Raw genomic sequence first — 25,012 nt, forward strand, 5'->3', positions numbered from 1 at the left:
CTGCCTCACTTCGCATTCACGGTCTGGGGTGCGGGTGCGCTCGCCGTCGACTGGCGGTTCGCCGCCGGCATGGGTACGGCGCGGTAGCGCAGGACGTACGCTTCGACGCCGTCGATCACGGCCTGCAGGATCAACATGCAGATCGCCAGCAGTAAGGTCCACGAGACGACGGACGCCATATCGAACAGCTGCTGAGCCGTGAGCAGCTGCGAGCCGACGCCAACGGTGGCGCCGACCAGCTCGGCGATCAGCACCATGCGGATGCCGAGGCCCAGGTTGACCTTCCACGCGGTGAACAGGCCGGGGGTGATCGACGGGAAGGTCACCTCGCGGAACAGCGCCCACCGCGACGGCCGGAACGACCGCGCCATATCGCGCAGCTCCGCGGGAATCGCACGGTAGGAGTCGTACGTCTGGAGGACGAAGCCGGGCAGCGTCACGAGCAGCATGACGAAGAAGACGCGAGTCTCGACGTCGATGAACCAGATGACGGCGATGATCACCCAAGACAGGGACGGAACGCCCTGGATGAAGCGCACGATGGGTAGCAGGTACCCGGCGGCCGGCCGGTTCGCGCCGGTGAGCAGGCCGATAGCGGTACCGACGATGAAGGAGCAGACGAGCCCGAAGCCCACTCGTGCGAGTGTCGTGAAGAGGTTCGTCAGCCCCTCCTCGGTCGTGATTGTCTCCCACATGCGTGACGTGACCTCGGAGATCTGCGGGACGTTGTAGCCTCCGACCACCGTCGCCGCGATCTTCCACACAACGAGGAAGGCCGCGATCAGGACGACGATCTTCAGGTCGGCGAAACGCTTCCAGACAGGCTCCTTGGCGGTCTTCGGGACAGCGTCAGCCATGGCTTCGGATGCGGACATATCGATTCCTCAAAGTGGTCGTTGCAAGAGTTCGGCGCCGGTTTCAACCAGCGGGCTGTGCGACCGACGCGTCGGCGGTGACGACGTCGGACGGACCGCCTAACGCACGCGAGATCTCAACGGCCGCGTCGAGGGTCAGCTCGCGCAGGTCGTCGAATCGATCGGCGGAGAAACGGTGATCGGGCATGCAGAGCCCCACCGACGCAACCACGCTTCCGGTGTGGTCGCGTACGGGTGCGGCGATTCCGCTGACCTCGTCGCGGTAGCTGCAGCGGTTGACGCCGTAACCGTCGACGCGGACCTGCGCAAGCAGCTCGGCGAGCTCGTCGGGGTCGACGATGGAGCGATCGGTGAAACGTGGGAGCGGCTCACCCAGGACTCTGGCAATCTCCGCGTGCTCGCTGTACGCGAGCAGTACACGACCGGTCGCCACACAGGTAGCCGGGCAACGGCGTCCGACGTACGACTTGGCGATGACCTGTTGCGGGCTCTCCAGTCGGTCGATGTAAACGACGTCGCCGCTCTCGTACACGCCGAGATGCACAGTCTCCATCGAAGCCTCATTGAGCTTGGCCAGATGCGGACTCGCAACGGCGCGTACGTCGAGATTCTGCGCCCACATGCTCCCCAGCTCGAAGCAGCGCACGCCCGCTGAGTAGCGACTCACGTTGTCGCGCGTGACGTACCCGCGATCCATGAGGGTCCGGAGGAGACGGTTCATCGTCGCCTTCGGAGTGTCGTCGATCTCGCACAGCTCCTTGAAGCTCAGCGACGAGCCGGACCGTGCCAACCCCTCGAGGATGTTGAGGGTTCGATCGGTGACATTGGTTTTGGATCGCTGTTCCATTTCTGGAATCTAAATGGATCATCGTTTCAGTGTCAACGACTGCAGACGAAATGTGAGACGGGGTCAGCGGTACGAGGGGTACGCACCGACGCCGTCCTCCTAGAGAAGGCGAGATGACTGTGGATCCTCAGACGCCAATCCCCCGACGAATTGGTTGAAGCGGGCAGACTTCACCCGGGCAGTGCCATGATCAGAGGCCACGCGGCCCGAGGTCACTGCCCGAAGTCCCAGACCGCCAATCCCGTCTTGCCGAGGTACGGCACCGGTGTCGACGTGACGTCGAACTCACGATCACCGCTGGCAGACACCTCGCCTGCGAAGCCCGTAGCGACTTCGTCGTCCGCGTACGCGGACGACCAATCACCTTCAACAGAAGGCAAGTAGTACACGTTGTCGTAATGGAAGTACGGCGACGACGTGCGCGCGTAGAGGTCGCCGTCCTCACCGGTCTGCGTGTACAGGTGCGACGCCCACTGGTCGGCGGGTGCACACGCGGTGTCGGTCGAGGAGGTGCTCACATCGCCGGTCGCGAGGTCGATCCGACGTAGCCGGACCAGCTGGCCGCGCGTGCAGTCGACCTGATCCATTGCGACCACGTTCCCGTCCGAGAGGACCTGCAGCTCGGGGTAGTCGCCATGCACCTTGTGCTCCGGGGTCCAGTCCTCCCCTGGGCGCAGGATCCGGTAGCCGGAGTAATCCCCTGCGAGCAGCGTGCCGCCGTCGTACGCCCAGTCGGTCACATTCGCGTCGGCGAGCGGTGACGGATGCGCGCCGGACCAGCCCGTCGCCGGATCGTACGTCGCGTACGAGTCGTCGGTGGTCGCGAGCACCTCGTCGTCTTCGACCGTGAGCTCCGCGTACTCCATCGGCGGCGACGGGAACGTCGTGCGCTCCCCCGTCGCTACGTCGACGAGCGCGTAGTCGTAGTCCAGGGTCTCGACCAGCACCTTGCCTCGATACGCACCGATGACCTGCCACGACTCCGACGGCCGCGGATCCGACCAACCGCTCGCCGGAGACCACACCAGTTCGTAAGTCGCACTCGAGTCGTCGTGGTACGGCTTGCCGCACACGTAGGCGACGTACGCGCTCTCCCCCACGGTGGTTGGCGGGTCGGTGAACTGGCACGAATCGTAAGTATCCGACGGATCGGTCAGTTCGCTCACCGGGCCGTTCGTACCGTCGTCGGCTCGTGTCGTCAGATAGATCCGCTTCACGCTACCGCTGTCCGGAGCCTTCGTCGTCGTGAACGCCAGGTGCCGCGTGCGATCGGGCGTTGTCGCGGAGTCGATGGAGCGCACGTAGCCGTCGTACGCGCCGGTGATCGCCGTCGGGCGGTCGAGCTGCGTACGCTCGTCGGTCGGTGTCGGATGCGCGACGGCACACACGGGACTCGCGGTGGCATCGATGCCCGGACCGATGTCGGCGAGACCGACCATGCAGCCGCGGGAGTTCGTCGCAACCCGCGACCGAGCGGCTTCGTCGATGCTGAGGGAGCTACGCCCCGACCACGCGCCTTCGGTGTCGCGTACCTGCAGCGCCGCCTCGCGGACCCGGTCACCGAACACCGTATAGCCGAGCACGACCGCACCGTCGGACGTCGCGTCGGCGTCGAGCCATCCCGCGTTCTCCGGGTCGAGGACCTGGCTGCCGTCCTCGTCGACCGTGTCGACGGTCTCGATCGGTCCGCCGGCCTTGCCGGCGGTCACGTCGCGTACCCGGATCCGCTGGCGGTACGACCCGGGCTCCGTTTGCTCACTCTCCTGCCAGACAACGGCGAATCTCTTGGCACCTGTCACGAGCATCCGCTGCGCGACGATCCGTCGCTGATTCGGCGGCCGAATGGGCGTCTTCGTCCACGCCTTGGTCGTGGCGTTGCGAACATACGTCGCGCCATCGACCAGCACGGCGACGTCTCCACGCCGGCCAGTCACAGCGAGCTGGGCCGACTTGGCGGCCTTCGCTTTGGCGACTGCCTGCGGCTTCGACCAGCCGTGGCCGGAACGCCATCGGCTCAGCTTCAACCGGCCCTTGACGTTGCCCACCGCCAGTACGTGGCGCTTGCGTGTGCCGGCCATGGCAACGGGTTCGAACGGCAACTTGGGCAAGGTTCGCCACTTCCCCGTCACGGTACGCATCCGGCGGGCAACGCCGCCCGCGCCGCCGTATCCGGCCCACGACGCACGCAGCTTCGCTACTCGACCGCCCGAAGACCAACCGGAGCTTGCGGTCCAGGCACGGACTTCGTTCCACGAGTCGAACTTGTCCCAACAGTGCAAGGAGACGAACACGGTGTTGTGGCTCGTCCGAGAAGCCTCGACACTGCACCGCTCCGTGGAGAGTCTCGCCTTCCACAGCTGCGCTCGCGGTCGGCGTACGTGCATCGACGACTCGCCGACCGCCACGAGCGTTCCGTCATCGAGAGCGTGGGCCTCGACAGTGTTGTCGATGTCGTTCGAGTCGACCTCTACCCAGCCGTCGCGCTCACCCGACGAGACCGCTTCCTCCGCGGCGTCGGCAGGTACGAAGGTCGAACCAGACAAAGCGATGCCGGCAACTGCGGCGAACAACGGAACGCTGCGCGTACTCATGATGATTCCCCCTGATTTGTTGGCTACGGCGTGGGCTCCCTGACGGAGACCACCGAAGCGCCCTGGTAGGGCACGTCGTCCACGGCGGTCGAGAACGGCCCGCTCCTGCTTCCCCGAGTGATCGCGTCCGCAGCGGACAGGTAGAGATTGCCTCGTAGCGGTACAACGGCGACGTCACCCGCAGGAGCGGATCGCCGGTACTGGACAAAGCGGTGCCGGGCATGCGCGACACGTGCTGACGTGTCGGCCATGACATCCCCCGATCCTCGGCCCGCTCCGGACCGACAGGGCCCGGCAACGTCCGCAGCGTACGCCGCTCGAGCGCGCTTCGCAGCCGAATCGAGAATTGTCAGTCCGCGAGCACGCGCCCGTCCTCGGCATGCCAGGTTGCGGCGACCTCATCGCCGATCGAGACGCGTTCCGCAGATGCGCTCATCGATGCGTTGAGCCGAACGCCGCACGATGTACGCACGATGACCTTGACGGTCTCGCCGACGCGAATGACCTCCTCTACGACACAGCCCACCTCGACTCCCTCGTCGGATGCGTCGCGATGCGGCTTCACCAGACGGATGCGTTCGGGTCGCAGTGCGTACGCCACTCGCGTACCCGCCACGCTCGACTGGTTCGCAGCGGGAGCAGGTACGACGCCGACGTCGTCGACATCGACACGCCCGTCCTTGTCGACGGTCGCATCGAGGACGTTCGACTCACCGATGAAGCCGGCGACGAAGCGCGTCTGCGGTTCGTCGTAGATCTCCTCGGGTGTACCGGTCTGCTCGATACGGCCGTCCTTCAAGACGGCGATCCGGTCGGAAAGGGTCGCTGCTTCCTCCTGGTCGTGGGTCACGAAGACGAACGTCGTGTCCTGTTGGCGATGCAGCGAACGCAGCTCGAGCTGCATCCGACGTCGCAGCCGCAGGTCCAGCGCCGCGAACGGCTCATCGAGCAGCAGCACCTTCGGCTGCTTGATGAGCGCACGCGCAAGCGTTGCCCGCTGCTTCTGTCCACCCGAGAGCGCGCCGACGCGCAGCTGGGCATGGCTCTCGAGATCGACCATCGCCAGCGCTTCCAGAGCGCGTTCCCTCGCCTTGCGCTTCGGGACCGACTCCATACGCAGTCCGAACGCCACGTTGTCGACCACATTGAGATGCGGGAACAGCGCGTAGTCCTGAAACACCGTGTTGACCGGCCGCCGATGCGGAGGCACTCGCGTCATGTCCTCACCGTAGACGGAGATCGAACCCTCGTCGGCGTCGATGAACCCGGCCAGCATCGACAGCAGTGTCGTCTTGCCACAACCGCTCGGACCCAGCAGCGTGAGGAACTCGCCGCCGGCGACCGTCAGGTCGACGCCGTCGACGGCCGCGTTGTCGCCATAGACCTTGCGTACGCCGCGAATGTCTACGGCCACCGTGTCAGACGTACGCTCCTCGGGCACGGTCTCCACCACCTGTTCGGTCGTCACCGGGCCACCACCTTGTTCCACTCCTTGGTCCAGTCCGAGCGATGCTTATTGATCTCGTTCCAATCACTGAACTGCAGGTCCGACAGCGATCCGTCGGCTCCGTACGGCATGCGCTCCTGTGCCTCGTCGGACAGCTCCACCTTCGTGTTCGCCGGTGCGACGTAGAGGTCTTCGGCGATGGCTGCTTGAGCATCCGTGCTCGAGGCGAAGTCGATGAACTCGCGCGCAAGCTCAGGGTTCGACGCGCCATCGGCGATGTGCCAGCGGCTGTCGGCCGCGAGCGCACCCTCCTTCGGAGCCACCCACTCGATCGGGAGCCCCTGGTCGGTCATCGGCCACGCACCGGGGTTGTAGTGCGCGCCGATGATCGCCTCACCCGACTGGATGAGGTTCGATGCGGTTCCCGACGAGTCGAAGTACGCCGCCACGTCGAGCTCGGCGAGCTTCTCGAAGCCGGGATCGACGTCCTTCTCACTCCCACCGGTCATCGACGCCGCCTGGATGAGCATCGGCAGACCGCCGGTCGTGTCCGGGCTCGGAACGGTCACTGCGCCGGCGTACTTCTCGTCCCAGAGGTCCGACCATGAGCTCGGCGGGTCGTCCACCTCCTCGGTGTTGTACGCGATGCCTAGCGCCCAGAAGCCCATCGTGACTGCCCATACCCCGTCGTCGTCACGAAGTACAGCGCGATCGGACAGATCGGAGAGGTTCGAGAGGTCGTCCTCCGGGATCGTCTGCACCAGACCGTCGTCGCGGGCGAGCTCAGAAACTCCCGAGTCCAGAAGCGCGACGTCGAAGGCTCCTGAGTCCTGACGCAGCTTCCCGAGCGCCACAGTCGACGTACTCTCGACCGGCCGGATCTCGACGTCGTGCTCCTCTTCGAACGGCTTGATCACATTGTCTTCGACGGCGGTCCCCCAGCTGCCGCCGAAGATGCTCACCGTCAGCACATCCGAGTCACCGGATCCGGATTCGGCCTGCTTCTCCGCCTGCTCGGCGGCGCTGCACGCCGACACGGTGAGACTCGCGACCACGGCGAGTCCGGCCAGTCGTTTGATCATCGTCATTACTCCTCGGGGGTATTAACGGGTTGCGCCGACCCGCTCGAGACCGGTGACCCGATCCAGGAGCAGCAGCGCAGCGAAGGCGATCAGCACGGTCAGCGTGGAGACCGCGGCAACGGGGGAATCGATCGTGTACGAGACGTGGTTGAGCAACATCACCGGAAGCGGCGTCGACTCCGGCGTCGACAAGAACATGCTGACCTCGACGTTGATGTAGCTGATGCCGAAGCCGAACAGGCAGCCCGCGCCGATGCCCGGCCGGATGAGCGGCAAGGTCACCCGCCAGAACCGCTGCCACGGCGTGGCGCCGAGATCGCTTGCCGCCTTCTCGCACGTCATCGACACGGCGATCAACGAAGCGAGCACGCTTCGCAGTACGAAAGGCAATGCCAACATGGCGTGCGCCAGTACGAAACCGGCCAGCGTCTTGCCGATCCCGATGGCGAGCAGCCACTGCATGAGCCCGACGCCGAGCACGATCTGGGGTACGAGCATCGGCAACGTCAGCATCGACTCGAGGAGCCCGCGGAACGGCAGTTCCGAACGGGTCAACGCCAGCGCCGCAGGCACGGCAACCGCCGCCGCCACGATCGTCGCGATCACGGCGATCTTCGTACTGACCCAGATCGCGCCCATCCACTCGGGATCGCTCAGGACGTCACCGATCCAATGCAGCGTGAAGCCCTCCGGCGGGAACGCGAGGTACTCGGTCTCCGAGACTGCTGTCCCCAGCAGGACCACCATCGGCAGCAGTAGGAACGACGCGACGCACAACGTCACCGCAACGCCGATCACTCTTGCCGGTCCAGTCGACCTCATCGGCTCGCTCCCGTGGACGGACGGGCGAGCCTGAGATAGACGGCGATCGCCACGATGCTGAGTACGAGCATGAGCACCGCCAGCACGGCCGCGGTCGCCCAGTCGAATGCCACCAGCACCTGGTCGTAGATCAGCATCGACAGCACGGTGACCTGCCCGCCGGACAGAACGGCCGGCGTGACGTAGCTGGTGAAGGCGAGCGCGAACACCATCAGCCCGCCCGCGTACACACCGGGCAGCGTGAGCGGCAGCGTCACTCGCCGGAAGCGTTCGAACGCGTTGGCGCCGAGATCGGCCGCAGCGCGTTCCACCTGCTCCTCGGCGGCCTCGAAGACAGACAGGATCGTCAGCGCCGCGTACGGAAGCAGGATGTAGACGAGGCCGACAATGATGCCGGTCTCGTTGTAGATCAAGGTGAACCCGTCCTCGGTGAGACCCAATGCCCGCGCAGCGTCGTTGACGAAGCCCTGCTTGCCGAGGATGACGAGCCAACCGAACGAGCGAACTACCGCAGAGATGAACATCGGGGTCACGAGCAGGAGCAGCATGAGCCGCCGCGACCAGCTCGACCGCAGCACTCGTGCCACGCAGTACGCGGTCGCGTACCCGACGACGACGGTCACCAGGGTCGCCACGAGTGAGATCCGCAGCGTCGTCACGGTGACGTCGAGGTAGTACGAGTCGCCGAACACCTCGCTATAGCTCGCGCCTCCGTTACGGAAGCTCGATGCGACGAGCAGGATGACGGGCGCGACGAACAGCAGTGCCGACACCAGCAGTGCCGGGAGGATCTGGAGGACGGCGGGCCGATGTGACCGCCGTCGGGGGACCGACCGCTCCCCCGGCGTGGGATCCGGAGGAGCTGTCCGGTCCGCCAAGGCGGCGGTGCTCATAGGTCCTTGGCCAGCGTTTCGACGAGTGCGGACGCGGAGTCGACGGCGACCTTCACGCGCTCGAAGTCGGCCTTCTCGAAGGTGTCGGTCGAGCGGTGGTACTCGGCCTGGCGCCACCACATCAGCAGACATGCCGGCACGCCACGTTCGTGGAACGCCCAGTGATCGGCACCCGGCTTGTTGTCATCGACCTTGATCTCGGCCATCGACGGCGCACCCGATCCGTCGATCGCGTCCATCGCCTTGCGGCGCAGCTCGGGATCCGTGCACCAGAGCCAGAAGAAGTCTCCGCCGGAGATCTGGTCGAGACACACGCAGTACTTGACGTCTGAGATCTTCTCGCGCTCGACGAGATCGTTGACGAGATAGTGCGAGCCGAACATGCCGACCTCTTCACCGGCGATACCGATGAAGGTCACATTGGCGGCGAGCCCGCGCAACTTGATGTGCTCCAGCACCCCGAACATGCCCGCGGTGCCCGACGCGTTGTCGTACGCACCCGGGGAGTCGATCTGCGTGTCGTAGTGGGCGCATACGACGATGTGCTCGTCCGAGTCGGGGTTGCCGACGTAACGCCCGATCACGTTGTACGAGTACGCATCCGGGTCGAGTTCGCTCTCGAACGTCATGCGTACGCGCACCTCGACGCCGTTGTCGAGCAGCTTGGCGATCTCGGCTCCGTCGTCGTCGGAGATGACCAGTTGCACTCGCCGGTAGAGGCCCTCGGGGTTGATCAGAGGAATCGCGTCGCCGCCCTTGTTGATCACGAGGTACGCGACCGGATCGTCGTTGTCGTCGAGCACCGCGAAGGTCGGCATCTCGTACAGACCCGCGATCAAGATCCGCGTTCCGTGCTTGACGACGCGACCCTCCACTCGGTCGCCGCTGGCGGAGTAGACGACCGGCGCCGAAGCAAGCGTGCGCTCCTCCGGAGCCGTCAGTACGACCTCCGGCTTGGACTTCGACTCCCACCCGATGAAGCCGAGCCGCTGCATCTCGACCTCGAGTCCCGCAGCGTCGAACTCCCGAGCCAAGACCTCCGCTGCCCGGTGCTCGCCATCACTGGCGGAGAACCGCGGTCCGATGGTCTCTGAGAGCTCCCGCATGATCCGAGCGACGGTTTCCAAGACAACACCTCTTCGGTAAAACGATCGAACTTTCGGTATAGTGACTCATAGAAACGTACGGCCGTCAAGATGTCCGTACGCACTTAAACTCGGACCGCCTCGGAACCCGAAGAGGAGCATCGCTTGGCATCGACCACCGGCCCACGCGCAGACCCACCGCCCCCCGAGCCGTCGACGCCGCGTATCACGCTGGCGACGAACATCCGGCGATTGCGGCGACTGCGCAACCTGTCGAGCGCGCAGCTCGCGCGCTCGGCCTCTATCGGGCTCGCGACCCTGTCGGGGCTCGAGCGCGGCACGGGCAACCCGACCCTCGACACACTGCAGAATCTCTCGGCGACCTTGGGCGTACCGGTCACCGAGCTACTCGACGGCGCGACCCGCCAGCCGGTCACGGTCGTACGCGCGGACCAAGGTGCCCGCGTCACCAGGCCGAACCTCGACCTACGCTTCGTCCATCGCTTCACGTCCGGAACACTCGACGTCGTCGAGCTGTACGACATGACGGCGCTCCCCGGCGAGCCGCACATCTCCAACGGTCACGCCGGAGTCGAGAACATCCTCGTCACCGAAGGCACGCTCGAGGTCGGACCGACGGACTCGACGGTCGTGCTCGAAGCAGGTGACTTCGTCTCGTTCGCCGCCGACGGCCCGCATGTGTACTCGTGCGAGAGCACAGAGCCCGTACGCGCGATGCTCGCCATGCGTCACCCCGCCGACTCGATCGCGAACTCGGCAAACGATTCGGTCATCCTCGCCCTCACCGATCAACAGTCGCCTGACCTCACGGAGTGAAGCTCAGCTCGTCGAGACCGGCGCATCCTCGCTCATCCCGGTCCTGATCTGTTCTGCCCGGCGAAGCAGCCCGAAGCGACGCACCCCGTAGACGCCGGCGAGCCCGACGAGCGCGGACGCAGACAGCCACAGGCCCCGGGATGGCCTTGTCGCCCGAGGCCGAGATCAGCCAGGTACAGATGGCGGGAGTGAATCCGCCGAAGATCGCCTGCGCGATGCTGTACGCGAGCGCGAAGCCGGTTGCGCGTACCTTCGCGGGCATGACCTCCGTCAGCGTCACCACCATCACTCCTTGGTAGCCGCCGTACAGGAACGACAACCACAGCAGCGTTGTGAGCATTCCCGGCAGGCTGGGGTCGGCCACCAGCCACATCATGACGGGGTATCCGGTCAAGGCGACCAGGCTGGAGAAGACGCACAGCACCGGCATCCGCCCAAGGCGGTCCGACAGAGCGCCCATCGTCGGAATCCAGATGAAGTTCGAGACACCGACGGCGAGGGCCCCATCAAAGTAGCCGACCCCGAAAAGAAGCGGCCGACCTGGTCGGCTGACTATGCAAGAGATCGACCAACAGCTATGCAATCACTAGATTTCATGCAATGCAATCACTAGACTCATACGATGGCAGGTTACGTCCCCAGAATTACCGACCGCGAGCTGGCCGAGCACATGTTGGTCATGGGTGCAGTACTGATCGAGGGCCCCAAGGCATGCGGCAAGACGGCCACGGCATCACAATCGGCAAACACGATCATCCGATTCGATGAAGATGAATCCGCACGTTCGTTGGTCGCGCTCGATCCCGCTGCGCTGTTCGCCGGCGATACTCCCGTGCTATTCGATGAGTGGCAGCTGGAGCCGACCATCTGGAACCGTGCCCGCCGGCAGGTCGACGACCGCGGCGAGCCCGGCCTGTTCATCCTGACGGGGTCAGCAGTGCCACGCGACGACGTCGACAGACATTCGGGCGCCGGCAGGTTCGCCGTTGTACGGATGCGACCCATGAGCCTCGCCGAATCCGGTCACTCAACCGGAGAAGTATCACTGACCGATCTTCTCGACGGCGAACGGCAGACGGGCGACGGGACAGCACTCGAGTACGGAGAGCTTCTCCAGCGGATCGTGGTCGGCGGTTGGCCACAGTTGCTAGGTAAAGGCGAGAGTTTCGCCCGTACGTGGCTTCGGTCGTACCTCAAGCAGGTAGTCGAAGTCGACGTTCCAGGAATGGGTCACCGTCGTAATCCGCGAAACCTCGAACGCCTCCTCTCTGCGCTGGGCCGCGGCGTCGGACAGGCGGTCAAACTCAGCGAACTCGCCAAGGACGTTGGCGGCGAGTCCGGAGCCATTGCCAACGAGACGCTGTACGGGTACATGGCCGCACTTGATCGGCTGATGCTGACCGACAACTCGGAGGCATGGCGACCCCATATGCGTTCTCGCGCACGGCTACGTACCGCGCCCGTGCGCTACTTCGTCGATCCGTCGATCGGTACCGCTGCGCTCGACGTCAGCGCTGCTGATCTCAGAGCCGAGCCTCGGGCCGCGGGCTTCCACTTCGAGGCCCTCGTCGTTCGCGACCTGCGAATCTATACGCAGCTGTTGGGCGGAGTCGTCGAAACCTGGCGCGATTCCAACGGTAACGAGATCGACGCCATTGTTCGTCTGCCCGGCGACCAGTGGGGGGCCTTCGAGATCAAGCTCAATCCACGCGACATCGACGCGGCAGCCGCATCGTTGTTGCGGTTTGCATCGTCGATTGATGTCAGTAAGCACAATGCACCTAGGACATTGGGCGTCATCACGGGTACCGGGTACGCGGGTCGACGCGATGACGGTGTCCAGGTGATACCGATCGGGGCCCTGGGACCCTGAACCAGACTGCGCGCATTACGGATCGGCGAACTCAGCCGACCTAGCCCCGCTGAGCCGCACGTTTCAGCCCCGAAATCCGCGAACTTGGGGCTGAAACGTGCGGCCCAGCGGGGTTGGTGCGGCCAACTAGGTGGCGTGGCCGTGGAGCCGGAGGCGGGCCAGGCCGCCGTCGGGGTAGACGTCGAGGCGTACGTGGGTCGCTGGGGCGGCGCCGTCGAGCCAGAAGCGATGCGGGGTGTCGGGCTGCAGCCCGGTACGCGGCAGCAGCTCGAACCAGTCGCTGTCACCGTCTCGTCCGCTCAGACTTGCCCAACCGGGCGCATTACCGACGAAGTACGACGTGTCGAGCTCGGCACGACGTACGACTCCCCGAGCGGCGAGGCGTACGGTCACGAAGTCGTTGCCGTCGTCGCGGCGTCGGGCGTTCTCCCAGCCCTCGCCCATGTGTCGGGCACGGTCGGGCCGGAGCAGGTTGGACGCCGAGCCGTAGAAGGCGTCCGAGCAGTCGACGACGCGGCCACCGAGGTCGGCGGCCGCCAGGTCGACCGTGGGTTCGAGCAGACGCGGGTCGGGAGTCGGTTCGCCGTGTACGCGCAGCCTGGCTACTCCCCCGTCGGGATAGATGGTCAGTCGTACGTGCGTGTAGCGTCGCGCATCGTCAACAGGGTAAGAGTTCTTGGCATCGCCTTCAGCGCTCGTCTTGTCGACGAGACTCACCCAGTCGGCAGCGCGTAGCTCGTCCGGCGACGGATGCCCATCGACGCTGGTCGCCTCGATGCTGACGTACGGCGGGAAGTTTCCTTTGAACCATGCGGTGTCGACGACGACCCCTCGCACGACGCCCGGCACACCCAACCGGACGACGGCGTGATCGCTGCCAGGCTCACGGCGCCGGCGAGTCTCCCAGCCGTCGTAGAGCTTGCCCTTGTTGCCGAACCGGCTCGGGTCGAATACCGCGTCGCCGGGCTTGATGAGGTTCTCCCGATCGGCGAACAGTTCGTCGTTCGCGTACACGACGCCCGCGCCGAGCGTACGAGCAGCGAGATCCGGCTGGTTCGTGAAGTCGGCGGTCATCCGTCTCCTCTGGCGATCAGGCGACCAGACGGGTCGCGGTCCTCATTGACGTGCGGCGTGATGTGCTCACCGCGCAGCCACGTACCGCGAACCACGCCAGCAAGCGTCGCACCGTCGTACGGCGTGACCGGATGCCGATGATGCAACCGCCCTGCATCGACGACGAACTCCGCGTCGGGAGCGAAGACGCACAGGTCCGCGTCGAATCCCGGCTCGATCCGACCCTTACGCGGCACACCGAAGCGGCTCGCGGGACGCTCCGCCATCCACCGAGCGACATCGACACGCGTGTGCCCACGGCGGCGTGCCTGTGTCCAGGTGATCGACAAACCCAGTTGAACAGAGGCGATCCCGCCCCATGCCGCACCGAAGTCGCCGGTGTCCAGGCATTTGAGGTCGGGCGTTGACGGTGAGTGGTCCGACACGACGAAGTCGAGTACGCCCGATCGCAGTAACTCCCACAGCCTCTCGGCGTTATCGCTGTCGCGAACCGGCGGGCAGCACTTGTACTCCGTGGCACCGTCGGGCACCGCCTCGGCGCTGAGTGACAGGTAGTGCGGACAGGTCTCGGCGCTGAGGTCGACGCCGGACTCCTTTGCCCGCTTGATGGTCTCGAGGGTCTGCGCGCTCGAAACGTGCACGATGTGCGTACGCGCGCCCGTACGCGCAGCGGCTTCTACGACGTGCTCGATCGCGCGCACCTCTGCCTCGTCGGGCCGCGAGGCAAGGAAGTCTGCGTACGCGCGACCGCCCGAAGCGGGCGAAATCAACGCGGCGTCTTCCGCGTGTATGAGCAGCACCGAACCGACAGCTGCGACCTCGCGCATGGCGCATTCGAGGTCGCCTAGCCCGAGCGGCGGAAACTCCGCGACACCCGAGTCGAGTAGAAATCCTTTGAAGCCGAACACCCCGTCGGCAGCCAGGCCGGCGAGCGCCGACTCGTTGCCCGGTATCGCGCCGCCCCAGAACCCGACGTCGACGAAGCACTGGCCTTCGGCCGCAGATCGCTTTATTTGCAGAGCATCTGAGTCACAGGCAGGCGGGATGCTGTTCAGGGGCATGTCGACGAGCGTCGTCACTCCCCCGGCCGCCGCGGCGCGGGTCGCTGACCGGAACCCTTCCCACTCGGTACGCCCGGGCTCGTTGACGTGTACGTGGGTGTCGACCAGCCCGGGCATCAACACCTCGTCGTCACCGAGGCGTACCTGCCGGTCGGCGTCGAGGTCGGCGTCGACCGGCTCAACTGCGGCGATCTGACCGCCACGTACGGCTACTGCTGCCGCACGCTCTCCGTCAGGCAGCACTGCCCGCGGCGCGTGGAACACCACGTCGTACGGCATCAGCAGAAGCCCGGTGTCGAATGCCACGCACTGCCCGGGTCCGGCGCATCGTCGCGGATCACACTCGCCTCGATCAGTCCGTACGGACGGTCGGCGGCGATGAAGACCTCACCCGGGTTGTCTTCTCCGAACGGCGTCAGGTCGACGGCGAAATGATGCTTGTTGGGTGCTGAGAAGCGGATCTCCGCGACCTCCGGATGCCGCTCGAGCACTGCTTCGCCCATGTCGTACAGGCTCTGCTGCAGTGCACGGCTATGCCGCACGGCGAACACCTCGAGCAGATCATGCACGATCGCCGAATGGGTCAGATCCCAATCGACGTTGGTGTCTGCGTAGCGCCACCGTGCGACGAGCGAGGTCGCGAGGATGCGGTCGTCGGTCTCGGCGAGCGTCGTGTACTCGTCCTTCAAAAAGCCGCGGAACTCCGACCCGGTCGTCTTCGCGATCACCAAGTCGCTGAGGCCGGAGACGACCCACGTACGCCGATCATCGCCTCTACCTTCGACGTTGACGATCGTGTTGCGTACCGATTCGCCCGAGCGTACGAACGCGTGATCGTGTCCGCGGCCGTCGACGTCGATGCGCCGCCAGGCGTACTCCTCGACCTCGACCCGTGCTCCGGTTGCCTTCGGCACCTGGTCGACGAAGTGCTCGGCGAGAATCCGTGCGTACTCCTCGATCGCTCCGACACCCTTCGACTTGGCGAACGCGAACGCGGTGTTTTTCTGCGTATCGGTCGGCAGCACACCTGCCTGGTCACCGCCGACATGAGCCGCGGTGAAGTCTCCGCGCAGTGCCGTCGACACGTTGAGGTCGCGGATGGAGTGCCGCGCGCCGTCGCGGTACACGCGTACGACGCGACTCTCCGCTTTGCCGTACTGGTTGGGCCCGAGTGAGATACCCATCAGCTACCCCTGTACGTCGAGTAGCCGAACGGGCTCAACAGCAGCGGCACGTGGTAATGCTGTTCGGGATCTCGAACAGCGAACGAGATCACCACCTCCGGGTAGAAACCGTCGGCGGCGGAGGTCGCGAAGTACGCGGCGGTGTCGAAGAGGATTCGGTACGTACCTGTCTCGGCGCGGTCAGGGCCAAGGTCCGCGACGCGACCGTCGGCGTCGGTGCGCCCCTCGCCGAGCGTCGTCGGCGCGGCACCGTCGAGCCGATCGAGCCGCACGGGCACTCCGGCGGCGGGTATCCCCGCTGCAGTGTCGAGAACATGCGTCGTGATCGCGCTCATCGGCGGCTCCCTGGGTCTCGCGTGTCCAGTGCCGGACAGGCTACGCCCCATCGGGCCGACCGAGCGGCCTACCGTTGAACCGGCAGAATGCTCCAGTCGATATCGCCGGAGGTAACCGCTGCCGATGCACCCCGCGTACCCCTCGACGATGCAAGCCGTGGATTCATGCTGACGCCCCTTCCCTGTTGAAACGGCACGGTTGTGCCGACGGGGCGATCATGCAGAGGGCCACTAACAACCGACTGACTATCCGCTGTCAGCGGCGTCTACCGGCGAGCCAGGGCTTCCAGCTGCTCGCGATCCAGTGCGCATCGACGCCGTACGTCCTCGGCGGACGTCGCACCGCAGTCGAGCGCACGCAACACATATCCGGCGAGAGCCGCCGCGGTCGCCGGTTCGTCGAGATAGGCCGAGGAGTCGTCGCCGGCGTACGCGCGGAGGCGATGCAGCGCCCCGGGCAGATCGGCGGCGAAGTACGCGTACACCGCCGCGTACCGGCTGGGCAGCTGGCTCGGGTCGAGATCCCAGCCCTGGTAGATCCCACGGGACAGAGACCTTCGTACCAGCCGGGAATGCAGCCGCCAGGCCGCGCGGATCGCGTCGGTGTCGCCGACGGGCAGAATGTTGGTCGATCCGTCGGAGATCGCGACCCCAGTCTGCGCGGCGGCCACCTGCATGACCGCTTTGGCATGGTCGGCAGCGGGATGGTCCATGCTCTGCTCTGCTGCGGCTATATCGAGCGATGCCGAGTAGTCGTACGTGCCGTAATGCAGGCCGACGCAACGACCCCGGGCCGCATGGATCATCGGCGCCACCAAGGCACGCCCGTCGGGCCCGAGCACGGCCTGCGGGGTCTCCACCTGGATCTCGAACCGCAACGCTCCGTCGTTCAGCCCGTACGCGTTCTCGATCGACTCGGATGCGTACACCATCGCCTCGACCTGGGCGACCGATGTGACCTTGGGAAGCGTGACTCGGAAGCCGTCGGGTACGGACCCGAGCTCGCGTACGAACAGGTCGAGCGTGCGGAGTCCGCGATATCGCGTCGCCGCCTCGAAGCTCTTGAAGCGGATGCCGGCATACGGCGGCGCCGTATGCGCGTCGAGCATGGTTCGCAACGCGTGAGCCGCACTTCGTACCTGGTCGTCCTCGACCTCGTCGGGATAGGTGCCGTAGCCGTCCTCGAAGTCGATGCGAAGGTCCTCGATCGGCTCATGCGTGAGCTTCTCGACAACCCGCTCGTACGCAACGAGGTCGGGGTCGAGATCCAGCGCCCCGGCCAGAACCGAGCGGTGCGGAGCATGGTGCGTCAGCTTGGAGATGGAGCGTTCGCTCCACTCCGCGACGAGCCCGGCGTGGACCCGATCGGCGGGCACGTAGACGGTGTGCACCGGCTGCCGCCCACCGCTGTGCCCTGGAAAGCGCACCGCGTAGTCGCGGTCGTCGATCGCAAGACGCGAGTCGAGCTCGGCGGCGAGCCGGTCGAGATGGTCGGTCACATGATGGAGACTAGTGCGATGGTTGTACGAATGGACCTCGACCGGCTGAACTCGACACCGGCCGACGATCTGCGCCCGGTGCTACACGCTGTCTGCTCAACGACGCACTGGGTCGACGCGATGATCGACGGGCGGCCGTACGCGACGGCCGATGACGCCTACGAGCGCTCCGACGAAGCCGTTGCGGCGCTCGACGATGAGGCACTGGAGGCGGCGCTCGCCGGGCATCCGCGCATCGGTGACCGGCCTGCGGGCAAGCACGCCGCGTGGTCGACCAGCGAACAGGCGACCATGTCGGATGCCGCCGAAGACATCGCAGCGCAGATCCGCGACGGCAACCTCGCGTACGAGCAGCGGTTCGGCCACGTGTACCTGGTCTGCGCGAGCGGCCGGAGGCCGGAGGAGCTGCTGGCGATCCTGCGTAGTCGGCTCGACAACGAACCCGCCGACGAGCACGCAGTCGTTCTGAGTGAGCTGGCGGCGATCAACCGGCTGCGGCTGACCCGGCTGGTCGAGCCGACGGATGAGGCGGACGTCCCCGGCCGGTGAACCGTCACCTGCGCGATCGCAGCGCCAGGAAGACGTCGACCCGATCGGGCAGCCGGGACAGGTCGCGGCCCGTGAGCGCCTCGACCCGAGCGATCCGGTAGCGCACCGTGTTGACGTGCAGGTGGAGTCGCTGCGCCGTACGGTTCCACGAACCCGAGCTGTCCAGGAACGTGTTCAGGGTCGTGAGGAGCTCGCCGTCGTGCGCCTCGTCGTACGCGAGCACAGGCCCGAGCACCCGGTGAGCGAAGAGCCGACGCACCTCGTCCGGCACCGTCGCCAGCAGCAGTACGTGGGAGTCGACCTCGCGGCCCGCGACGACGCTCACCCGATCGTCGCCGACGGCGGCGAGGCGGTACGCGTGTAAAGCCTCCTCGAGCATCCCGGAGAGGCCCGCGATCGCCGTCTCCTCGCTGATCCCGACTGCGAGCCTGCGGCCGGCAAGCCCCGGCGCAAGTCGGGCCAGCGCCGCCGCGATCGGCCGCTCGCTGCCCGTCCGGGCCGCCGGTACGACGACGACGGTCTCCTCTTCGGGAGTCTGCGCGACGATCGCGCCCTCCAGCGTGCCGAGCACGTCTTCGGCGAGCAACCGCGACTCCGCCGGATCGCCGGTCGCGCCGAGGCCGAGCACCACCACGACGTACGCAGCGGCCCGCAGGTCGAGCCCGGCTTGTTCGAGCCGTACGCCGACCTCGGGCTGGTTCGTCATACCGGCGGCGATCATCCGGATCGCGTCGTCGGCGAGTGGGCGGGCAGCCGTGCGCCGCTCGTCGATCCGCGTCCGCTCGACCTGCACGATCGTGGCCAGCTCGTCCAGTGCGTCGTCGACGAGATCGCGGTCGGCATCGGCAGTGACCTGCGCGACTAGCATCCACGAGGTGAGTCGCGAGCCGCGGGCACGTACGACGGGTTGCACGACGTACGCCGAATCGATCTCGACCGGTAGCCGGTCGGCGGCGAGGTATCCGGCCACGAGACCGTCGACGACCGATGCGGGCAAGGCGTCAGCGCCGGCGACCGGAGCACCGCCGGCCGTCAGCACTCGCAACTGCGCATGTAGCTCGGCACCGACCCGAGCGAGCAGATCGTCGAGGCTCGCGCCGCGGGCAAGCGCGGAGAGGAGATCGCGATTCCGGCCGAGCCGTGCCTCCAGCCGGGCACCTCGCTCGGCGGCGGCCGCCCCGATCACGTACTCGGTGAGCGAGCTGAACGAAACCTCCTCGGGTACGGCGAGCAGGGCGATGCCGTGGCGCCGGCAGGCATCGACGACGTCGGCGGGCACCTCGCCGAACTGCGCCGTGCCCGCCGCGATCGCGAGAGCGCCCGCCTCCGCGAGATGTGCGACGAACACCTCGCTGTCCGCCGGGCTCCGGCGCCAGACCAGGCCGGTGATCACCAGCTCGCCGCCGAACAGGTACCGGCGTGGATCCAGTAGGTCCGATGAGTACGTCCAGCGCACCGGTCGGTCCAGCGCCTCGTCGTCGGAAACGACCAGCCGCAGCGCCAGCTCGGGTACCTCCAGCAGATCGCGTAGCCGCATTGGAGAAACCTACAACCGCCGACGCCGGAGCGCCCGTCGTTTCGTACGTGTGACCCTGTCCCGGCGTGGTCAGCCGACGGTGTACTGGTCCGACCGAGGAGGTGGCATGGATTTCACCTGCCCACGAACGTGGGCCGAAGCCCTCGAAGCGAAGGCGGCAGACCCCGAAGCCGTTCCGCTCTGTGGGGGCACCGACGTCATGGTCGAGATCAACTTCGACCACCGGCGGCCGCCTGCCCTTCTCGATCTGACGAGGGTCGCCGAGCTGCAGGGTTGGAGCGACCGCGACGGTCGTGTCGTACTCGGTGCCGGAGTCACGTACGCGCGGATCATCGACGAGGCCGGAAAACGGCTACCGGGCCTCGCGATGGCCGCGCGTACGGTCGGCTCGCCGCAGATCCGCAATCGCGGCACCGTCGGCGGCAACCTCGGCGCCGCATCCCCCGCCGGAGACTCCCACCCACCGCTGCTCGCCACCGACACCGTCGTCATCGTCGAGTCGATACGCGGCGAGCGCCGGATCGGCATTGCCGACTTCTACACGGGCGTCAAGCGCAACGCCTTGCAGCCGGACGAGCTCATCCGCGAGATCGAGATCGCCGTGCCATCGGGCCCGCAGCAGTTCTGCAAGATCGGTCCACGCAACGCGATGGTCATCGCGGTCGCGGCCTTCGGTCTCGCGCTCCACCCCGACTCTCAACGCGTCGGCACCGGGGTCGGATCAGCGGCGCCGACTCCGCGGCGGGCGAGCGAGGCCGAACGCTTCCTCGCCGACGAACTCGCCGAGCGCCGCCTCTGGGAATCCCGCGGCGAGCTGCCCGCATCCGTCGTCGACGAGTTCGGGCGCCGGGTCCAGCAGGTTGCCGACCCGATCGACGACGTACGCGGCACCGCCGACTACCGGCGTCATGCGGTCTCCGTCATGGCCCGCCGCGCGCTCACCTGGGCGTGGACCGACTACCGGAAGGCCGCCTGATGCGCGTCACCACGAACGTCAACGGAGCGCCGGTCGAGATCGACGACGTCTGGGAAGGCGAGAGCCTGATGTACGCGCTGCGCGAGCGCGCCGGCCTACCCGGCTCGAAGAACGCCTGTGAGCAAGGCGAATGCGGCTCATGCACCGTCTACCTCGACGACGTACCCGTATGCTCCTGCCTGGTCGCAGCCGGTCAGGCTGAGGGGCGCGACGTACGTACGGTCGAGGGCCTCGCCGATGGCACAGACCTCAACGGCGTCCAGCAGGCATTCCTCGATGCGGGCGCAGTGCAGTGCGGATTCTGTACGCCCGGCCTACTCGTCGCGGCACACGATCTGATCGCTCGGGTGCCCGACCCGAGCGACCCGGAGATCCGCGAGGCGCTCGCCGGCAACCTCTGCCGGTGCACCGGGTACGAGAAGATCCTGCAGGCCGTACATCTCGCGGCAGACCGCTCAGGAGCCGCACAATGATCGTGATCGAGGGCGCGTACGTCGCAACGGTCGATGCGGATCGCACGGAGCACACCGTCGGCCATGTCGTCATCGACGGCAACCGGATCACCGCAGTCGGCCCCGGTCCCGCGCCCGCCGACGTACGAGAGCAGGCGGAGCGCGAGGGAAGGCTCGTCGACGGAACCGGCTGCCTCGTCACACCCGGCCTCGTGAACACCCACCATCACCTCTACCAATGGGTCACGCGCGGGCACGCGGTCGACGACCCGTTGTTCGGCTGGCTGACCGAGTTGTACCCGGTATGGGCGGGCATCGACGAACGCGCAGTCAACGTCGCCGCGTCGGCGGGTCTCGCCTGGCTCGCGCGTACCGGCTGCACGACGAGCACCGACCACCACTACGTCTTCCCCGACGAGGGCGGCGACGTGTTCGCCGCGGAGGTCGATGCCGCGCGCAATGTCGGACTGCGGTTCCATCCCACCCGCGGTTCGATGGACCTCGGCGCGAGCCGCGGCGGCCTGCCGCCCGACAACGTGGTCGAGAGCCCGGACGCGATCCTGCAAGCCACGCAGGCAGCGATCGACCGCTGGCACGACCCGGCACCGGACTCGATGTTGCGCGTCGCGGTCGCCCCGTGCTCTCCGTTCTCGGTGACCGCGGTGCTGATGAAGGAGTCGGCGTCCCTCGCCCGCGACAAAGGCGTGCTCATGCACACCCACCTCGCCGAGACGTCCGACGAGGATGCCTACTGCCGGGAGCGTTTCGGCTGCTCACCGCTCGAGTACGTCGAGGATCTCGGCTGGTCGGGCGACGACGTCTGGTACGCACACGGCATCTGGTTCGACGACGACGAGATCGAGCGCATCGGACGTACGCGTACCGGCGTTGCTCATTGCCCGTCGTCCAACGCAAGACTCGGGGCCGGAATCGCGCGCGCACGCGACCTTCGCGATGCGGGCGCCCGGGTCGGGCTCGGGGTCGACGGTGCGGCAAGCAACGAGGCGTGCAGCCTCGTCGAGGAGCTGCGGCACGCCGTGCTCTTCGCTCGCGAACGCGGAGGGCCGCAAGCACTCGCCGTGCGCGACGCGCTCGAGATGGCGACCTTCGGGGGGGCCGCCATTCTCCGCCGCACCGACGACCTCGGCTCGATCGAGCCCGGCAAGCTGGCCGACCTCGCCATGTGGCGTCTCGACACGATCGCGCACGCAGACATCGACGACCCGGTCGCAGCGCTCGTGCTCGGCTCCGCGCCGCCGGTCGAGCTCTTGGTCGTCGACGGGCAGATCGTGGTCGAGCAGAATCGCACCGTCACGGTCGACGAAGACGCCCTCGCCCGCGACGCCGAATCCGTCCATCACGAGCTCCTACGGAAGACGCCATGACGTCGACACCGACCGCCGCTCCTCCCCGTACGCGTGGAGGTGTCGGCGACAGCGCCGCCCGCCCGGACGGCACTCTCAAGGTCACCGGCGAGTTCGCGTACGGCTCCGATCTGTGGATGGACGGCATGCTGTGGGGCGTCACGCTGCGCAGCCCGCACCCGTACGCGCGCATCGCCTCGGTCGACATCGGCCCGGCACTCGCAATGACCGGCGTGTACGCCGTGCTGACGCACGACGACGTGCCCGGCCACAATCGGGTCGGCCTCGAGTTCGACGACCAGCCGGTACTGGCCGAAGACGTCGTGCGCTACCAGGGTGAGGCCGTGGCACTCGTCGCCGCAGACCATCCCGAGACTGCGCGACGAGCGGCCGACGCGATCGTCGTTTCGTACGACGTGCTCGACCCGATCACCGATGCCGAGGCGGCTTTGTCGCCCGACTCACCGCGACTGCACCCAGACGGCAATGTAGTAAGGCATCTGAAGCTGCGCACCGGCGAACCCGAGCCGACCGCGCCCGTCGTGGTGAACCTCGACTTCGAGGTCGGCATGCAGGACCAAGCGTTTCTCGGGCCCGAATCGGGGTTGGCGATCCCCGCCGAAGACGGTGGGGTGGACCTGTTCGTCGCGACGCAATGGCTGCACGTCGACCAACGCCAGGTGTGTGGTGCACTCGGACTGCCCCCTGAGAAGGTTCGGCTGAGCCTTGCCGGGGTCGGCGGTGCGTTCGGCGGCCGCGAGGACCTCTCGATGCACGTGCACGCCTGCCTGCTCGCGATGCACACGGGAAAGCCCGTGAAGATGGTCTACAACCGCGAAGAGTCCTTCTTCGGCCACGTTCACCGTCATCCGGCGAGGCTCTCGTACGAGTTCGGCGCCGACGACACAGGGCGATTGGTCTACGGTCGCGCACGGATCGTGCTCGACGGCGGAGCGTACGCCTCGTCGACGACTGCGGTGGTCGGCAACGCCGGCACGCTCGGGCTCGGCCCGTACCGCTTTCCGAGCGTGCACGTCGATGCGTACGGCGTCTTCACGAACAACCCGCCCTGCGGCGCGATGCGCGGATTCGGCTGTGTGCAAGCCGCGTACGCCCATGAGGCACTGATGGATGAGCTCGCCGCACGTGTGGGGCTGTCGCCGATCGAGGTACGCGCACTCAACGGCATGCGCGAAGGCGACCGCAACATCACCGGCCAGCTGGTCGACTCCGCGGCGCCGTGCGAGGAGCTCGTCTCACGTGTCGCGGCGATGCCGTTGCCGCCTGCACTCGAAGACGATCCCGACCTGCTGTCACTGCCCGGCGGCGTCGCGAACACCACGCACGGCGAGGGTGTCGTACGCGGCGTGGGCTACGCGCTGACGTACAAGAACGTCGGCTACTCCGAGGGCTTCGACGACTACTCGACGGCGCGCATCCGGCTCGAAGGAGTCGCGGGCGAGCCCGTGGCCACGGTGCACACAGCCGCCGCCGAGGTCGGGCAGGGGCTCGTCACCGTCCAGCAGCAGATCTGCCGCACCGAACTCGGCGTCGAGCGCGTCGTCGTACACGCACAGGACACCGCCGTCGGCTCAGCGGGATCAACGTCCGCATCGCGCCAGACCTACGTCACCGGAGGCGCGGTGAAGGCTGCCTGCGAGGCGGTCCGCACCCGGGTCTTGGCGCGTGCCGAGGCATTGACCGGGGCCGCGGCCGACACTCTGCGGCTCGAGGGCGGCAAGGTTGTCGGTGACTCTGTGGTTGCCGATCTCGTAGACCTGCTTGACGATCCGGTCGAAGACACTGTCGAGTGGCGGCATCGCCCTACGTACCCGATCGATCCGGAGACCGGGCAGGGCGATGCGCATGTGCAATATGCGTTCTCTGCGCATCGTGCCGTGGTCGATGTCGATACCGACCTGGGTCTCGTCAAGGTCATTGCGCTCGACACGGCGCAGGATGTCGGCACCGCGGTCAACCCCGATGCCGTGCTCGGCCAGATCCAGGGCGGTGCAACCCAGGGCATGGGCCTCGCCCTGATGGAGGAGATCGTCGTACGCGACGGGCAGATCGTGAACCCGTCGTTCACCGACTACCTCATCCCGACCATCCTCGACACACCGCCGATGCGCATCGAGCTGCTGGAGAACCCCGATCCGCATGCACCGTACGGCGTCCGCGGCGTCGGCGAGCCGCCGACGATCTCGTCAGGGCCGGCCGTCACGGCAGCGATCCGCGCGGCGACCGGCCTGCCCGTACGCCGAGTGCCGATCCGGCCCGAACACCTGGCGCTCCCCGGGGCTTGAGGGTTTCACCGGCTTCCCGGCTACTTCAATCGACTACTCGCCGCCGTGGTTCTCGTTCGCGGTCGGCTCCCCCGCTCCTGCGGCTGGGCAAAGACGCGGCGACGCGCGGAGGCGCCACGTCGGTTCGGTCGCTTGGCGGCTTTCCCATCACTTTAATATGGGATCGGGGTAACGTTCGGTTTTCGGTGTCACTTCCGTACCGGTAGTCGCTGGCGTACCAACGAGCACGGCAACCTCCCACTTTGCACGGGATCTCTGCCATGCCAAGTGGAGTTTCACCATGTTTACTTGGTAAACGACCACCCATCAGCCCCGCAAATGCC

At 66.7% G+C, this 25,012-nt stretch carries 22 protein-coding genes; 7 read left to right on the forward strand and 15 right to left on the reverse strand.

From position 1 onward, the window contains the following. Positions 1–5: 5 nt before the first annotated feature. The 8 genes from MU582_13620 to MU582_13655 all read right to left on the reverse strand — a co-directional run bounded on the left by MU582_13620 (position 6) and on the right by MU582_13655 (position 9,663). On the reverse strand, positions 6–875 hold the full coding sequence (locus MU582_13620) for an ABC transporter permease (protein UPK73474.1): 870 nt from the start codon (positions 873–875) through the stop codon (positions 6–8). 43 nt (positions 876–918) lie between these two features. Further along, on the reverse strand, positions 919–1,722 hold the full coding sequence (locus MU582_13625; GenBank protein ID UPK73475.1) for an IclR family transcriptional regulator: 804 nt from the start codon (positions 1,720–1,722) through the stop codon (positions 919–921). Between the two features lie 212 nt (positions 1,723–1,934). Next, positions 1,935–4,313, reverse strand: a complete 2,379-nt coding sequence (locus MU582_13630) for a hypothetical protein (GenBank protein ID UPK73476.1) — start codon at positions 4,311–4,313, stop codon at positions 1,935–1,937. A 349-nt stretch (positions 4,314–4,662) separates the two neighbouring features. Next, a complete protein-coding gene (locus MU582_13635; protein UPK73477.1) occupies positions 4,663–5,781 on the reverse strand; it encodes an ABC transporter ATP-binding protein in 1,119 nt (372 codons plus the stop codon). After that, the gene (locus tag MU582_13640) at positions 5,778–6,842 is read right to left on the reverse strand and encodes an ABC transporter substrate-binding protein (GenBank protein ID UPK73478.1); all 1,065 of its coding nucleotides are present in this window, start codon (positions 6,840–6,842) and stop codon (positions 5,778–5,780) included. The genes MU582_13635 and MU582_13640 overlap by 4 nt, the downstream gene beginning before the upstream one ends. A 21-nt stretch (positions 6,843–6,863) precedes the next feature. Continuing rightward, a complete protein-coding gene (locus MU582_13645; GenBank protein UPK73479.1) occupies positions 6,864–7,664 on the reverse strand; it encodes an ABC transporter permease in 801 nt (266 codons plus the stop codon). Beyond that, a complete protein-coding gene (locus MU582_13650) occupies positions 7,661–8,557 on the reverse strand; it encodes an ABC transporter permease (GenBank protein UPK73480.1) in 897 nt (298 codons plus the stop codon). The genes MU582_13645 and MU582_13650 overlap by 4 nt, the downstream gene beginning before the upstream one ends. Continuing rightward, positions 8,554–9,663, reverse strand: a complete 1,110-nt coding sequence (locus MU582_13655; protein UPK73481.1) for a M28 family peptidase — start codon at positions 9,661–9,663, stop codon at positions 8,554–8,556. The genes MU582_13650 and MU582_13655 overlap by 4 nt, the downstream gene beginning before the upstream one ends. A gap of 144 nt (positions 9,664–9,807) precedes the next feature. Between MU582_13655 and MU582_13660 the strand changes: the two genes are divergently transcribed. Continuing rightward, positions 9,808–10,479, forward strand: a complete 672-nt coding sequence (locus MU582_13660) for an XRE family transcriptional regulator (protein ID UPK73482.1) — start codon at positions 9,808–9,810, stop codon at positions 10,477–10,479. Here MU582_13660 and MU582_13665 read toward each other — a convergent pair. Next, positions 10,469–10,939 carry a hypothetical protein gene (locus MU582_13665; protein ID UPK73483.1) on the reverse strand — a complete coding sequence of 157 codons (471 nt, stop codon included), beginning with the start codon at positions 10,937–10,939 and terminating at the stop codon, positions 10,469–10,471. The genes MU582_13660 and MU582_13665 overlap by 11 nt on opposite strands. Before the next feature lie 162 nt (positions 10,940–11,101). Between MU582_13665 and MU582_13670 the strand changes: the two genes are divergently transcribed. Continuing rightward, complete coding sequence (locus MU582_13670) at positions 11,102–12,352, forward strand: DUF4143 domain-containing protein (protein ID UPK73484.1); 1,251 nt, start codon at positions 11,102–11,104, stop codon at positions 12,350–12,352. A gap of 126 nt (positions 12,353–12,478) precedes the next feature. Here the strand turns inward: MU582_13670 and alc are convergent, their stop codons facing one another. The 5 genes from alc to MU582_13695 form a co-directional block, all read right to left on the reverse strand. Then, positions 12,479–13,426: an allantoicase gene (gene alc / locus MU582_13675; GenBank protein ID UPK73485.1), complete on the reverse strand. Its 948-nt coding sequence runs from the start codon at positions 13,424–13,426 to the stop codon at positions 12,479–12,481. Then, positions 13,423–14,793, reverse strand: coding sequence for an allantoinase AllB (gene allB, locus MU582_13680; protein UPK73486.1), 1,371 nt, complete (start codon positions 14,791–14,793; stop codon positions 13,423–13,425). The genes alc and allB overlap by 4 nt, the downstream gene beginning before the upstream one ends. Next, complete coding sequence (gene pucL / locus MU582_13685) at positions 14,766–15,671, reverse strand: urate oxidase (GenBank protein UPK73487.1); 906 nt, start codon at positions 15,669–15,671, stop codon at positions 14,766–14,768. The genes allB and pucL overlap by 28 nt, the downstream gene beginning before the upstream one ends. Further along, positions 15,671–16,006, reverse strand: coding sequence for a hydroxyisourate hydrolase (gene uraH, locus MU582_13690; GenBank protein UPK73488.1), 336 nt, complete (start codon positions 16,004–16,006; stop codon positions 15,671–15,673). The genes pucL and uraH overlap by 1 nt, the downstream gene beginning before the upstream one ends. 266 nt (positions 16,007–16,272) lie before the next feature. Further along, the gene (locus tag MU582_13695; GenBank protein ID UPK73489.1) at positions 16,273–17,505 is read right to left on the reverse strand and encodes an HpcH/HpaI aldolase/citrate lyase family protein; all 1,233 of its coding nucleotides are present in this window, start codon (positions 17,503–17,505) and stop codon (positions 16,273–16,275) included. Between MU582_13695 and uraD the strand changes: the two genes are divergently transcribed. Further along, positions 17,506–18,054: a 2-oxo-4-hydroxy-4-carboxy-5-ureidoimidazoline decarboxylase gene (gene uraD, locus MU582_13700; GenBank protein UPK73490.1), complete on the forward strand. Its 549-nt coding sequence runs from the start codon at positions 17,506–17,508 to the stop codon at positions 18,052–18,054. It abuts the gene before it with no gap. Between the two features lie 4 nt (positions 18,055–18,058). Here uraD and MU582_13705 read toward each other — a convergent pair whose 3' ends face one another. Then, a complete protein-coding gene (locus tag MU582_13705) occupies positions 18,059–19,591 on the reverse strand; it encodes a PucR family transcriptional regulator ligand-binding domain-containing protein (protein UPK73491.1) in 1,533 nt (510 codons plus the stop codon). A 106-nt stretch (positions 19,592–19,697) separates the two neighbouring features. Between MU582_13705 and MU582_13710 the strand changes: the two genes are divergently transcribed. Genes MU582_13710 through pucD form a run of 4 tightly spaced genes read left to right on the forward strand, consistent with a single transcriptional unit; the run spans position 19,698 to position 24,689 of the window. Then, positions 19,698–20,567, forward strand: coding sequence for an FAD binding domain-containing protein (locus tag MU582_13710; GenBank protein ID UPK73492.1), 870 nt, complete (start codon positions 19,698–19,700; stop codon positions 20,565–20,567). Continuing rightward, the gene (locus MU582_13715) at positions 20,567–21,040 is read left to right on the forward strand and encodes a (2Fe-2S)-binding protein (GenBank protein UPK73493.1); all 474 of its coding nucleotides are present in this window, start codon (positions 20,567–20,569) and stop codon (positions 21,038–21,040) included. Before MU582_13710 ends, MU582_13715 begins: the two co-directional genes overlap by 1 nt. Further along, positions 21,037–22,404, forward strand: coding sequence for an 8-oxoguanine deaminase (locus MU582_13720; protein ID UPK73494.1), 1,368 nt, complete (start codon positions 21,037–21,039; stop codon positions 22,402–22,404). Before MU582_13715 ends, MU582_13720 begins: the two co-directional genes overlap by 4 nt. Continuing rightward, positions 22,401–24,689: a xanthine dehydrogenase subunit D gene (pucD, locus tag MU582_13725; GenBank protein UPK73495.1), complete on the forward strand. Its 2,289-nt coding sequence runs from the start codon at positions 22,401–22,403 to the stop codon at positions 24,687–24,689. The genes MU582_13720 and pucD overlap by 4 nt, the downstream gene beginning before the upstream one ends. The last annotated feature ends 323 nt before the right edge of the window (positions 24,690–25,012 follow it).

The organism is Nocardioidaceae bacterium SCSIO 66511 (genome assembly GCA_023100825.1).
GTDB lineage: Bacteria > Actinomycetota > Actinomycetes > Propionibacteriales > Nocardioidaceae > Solicola.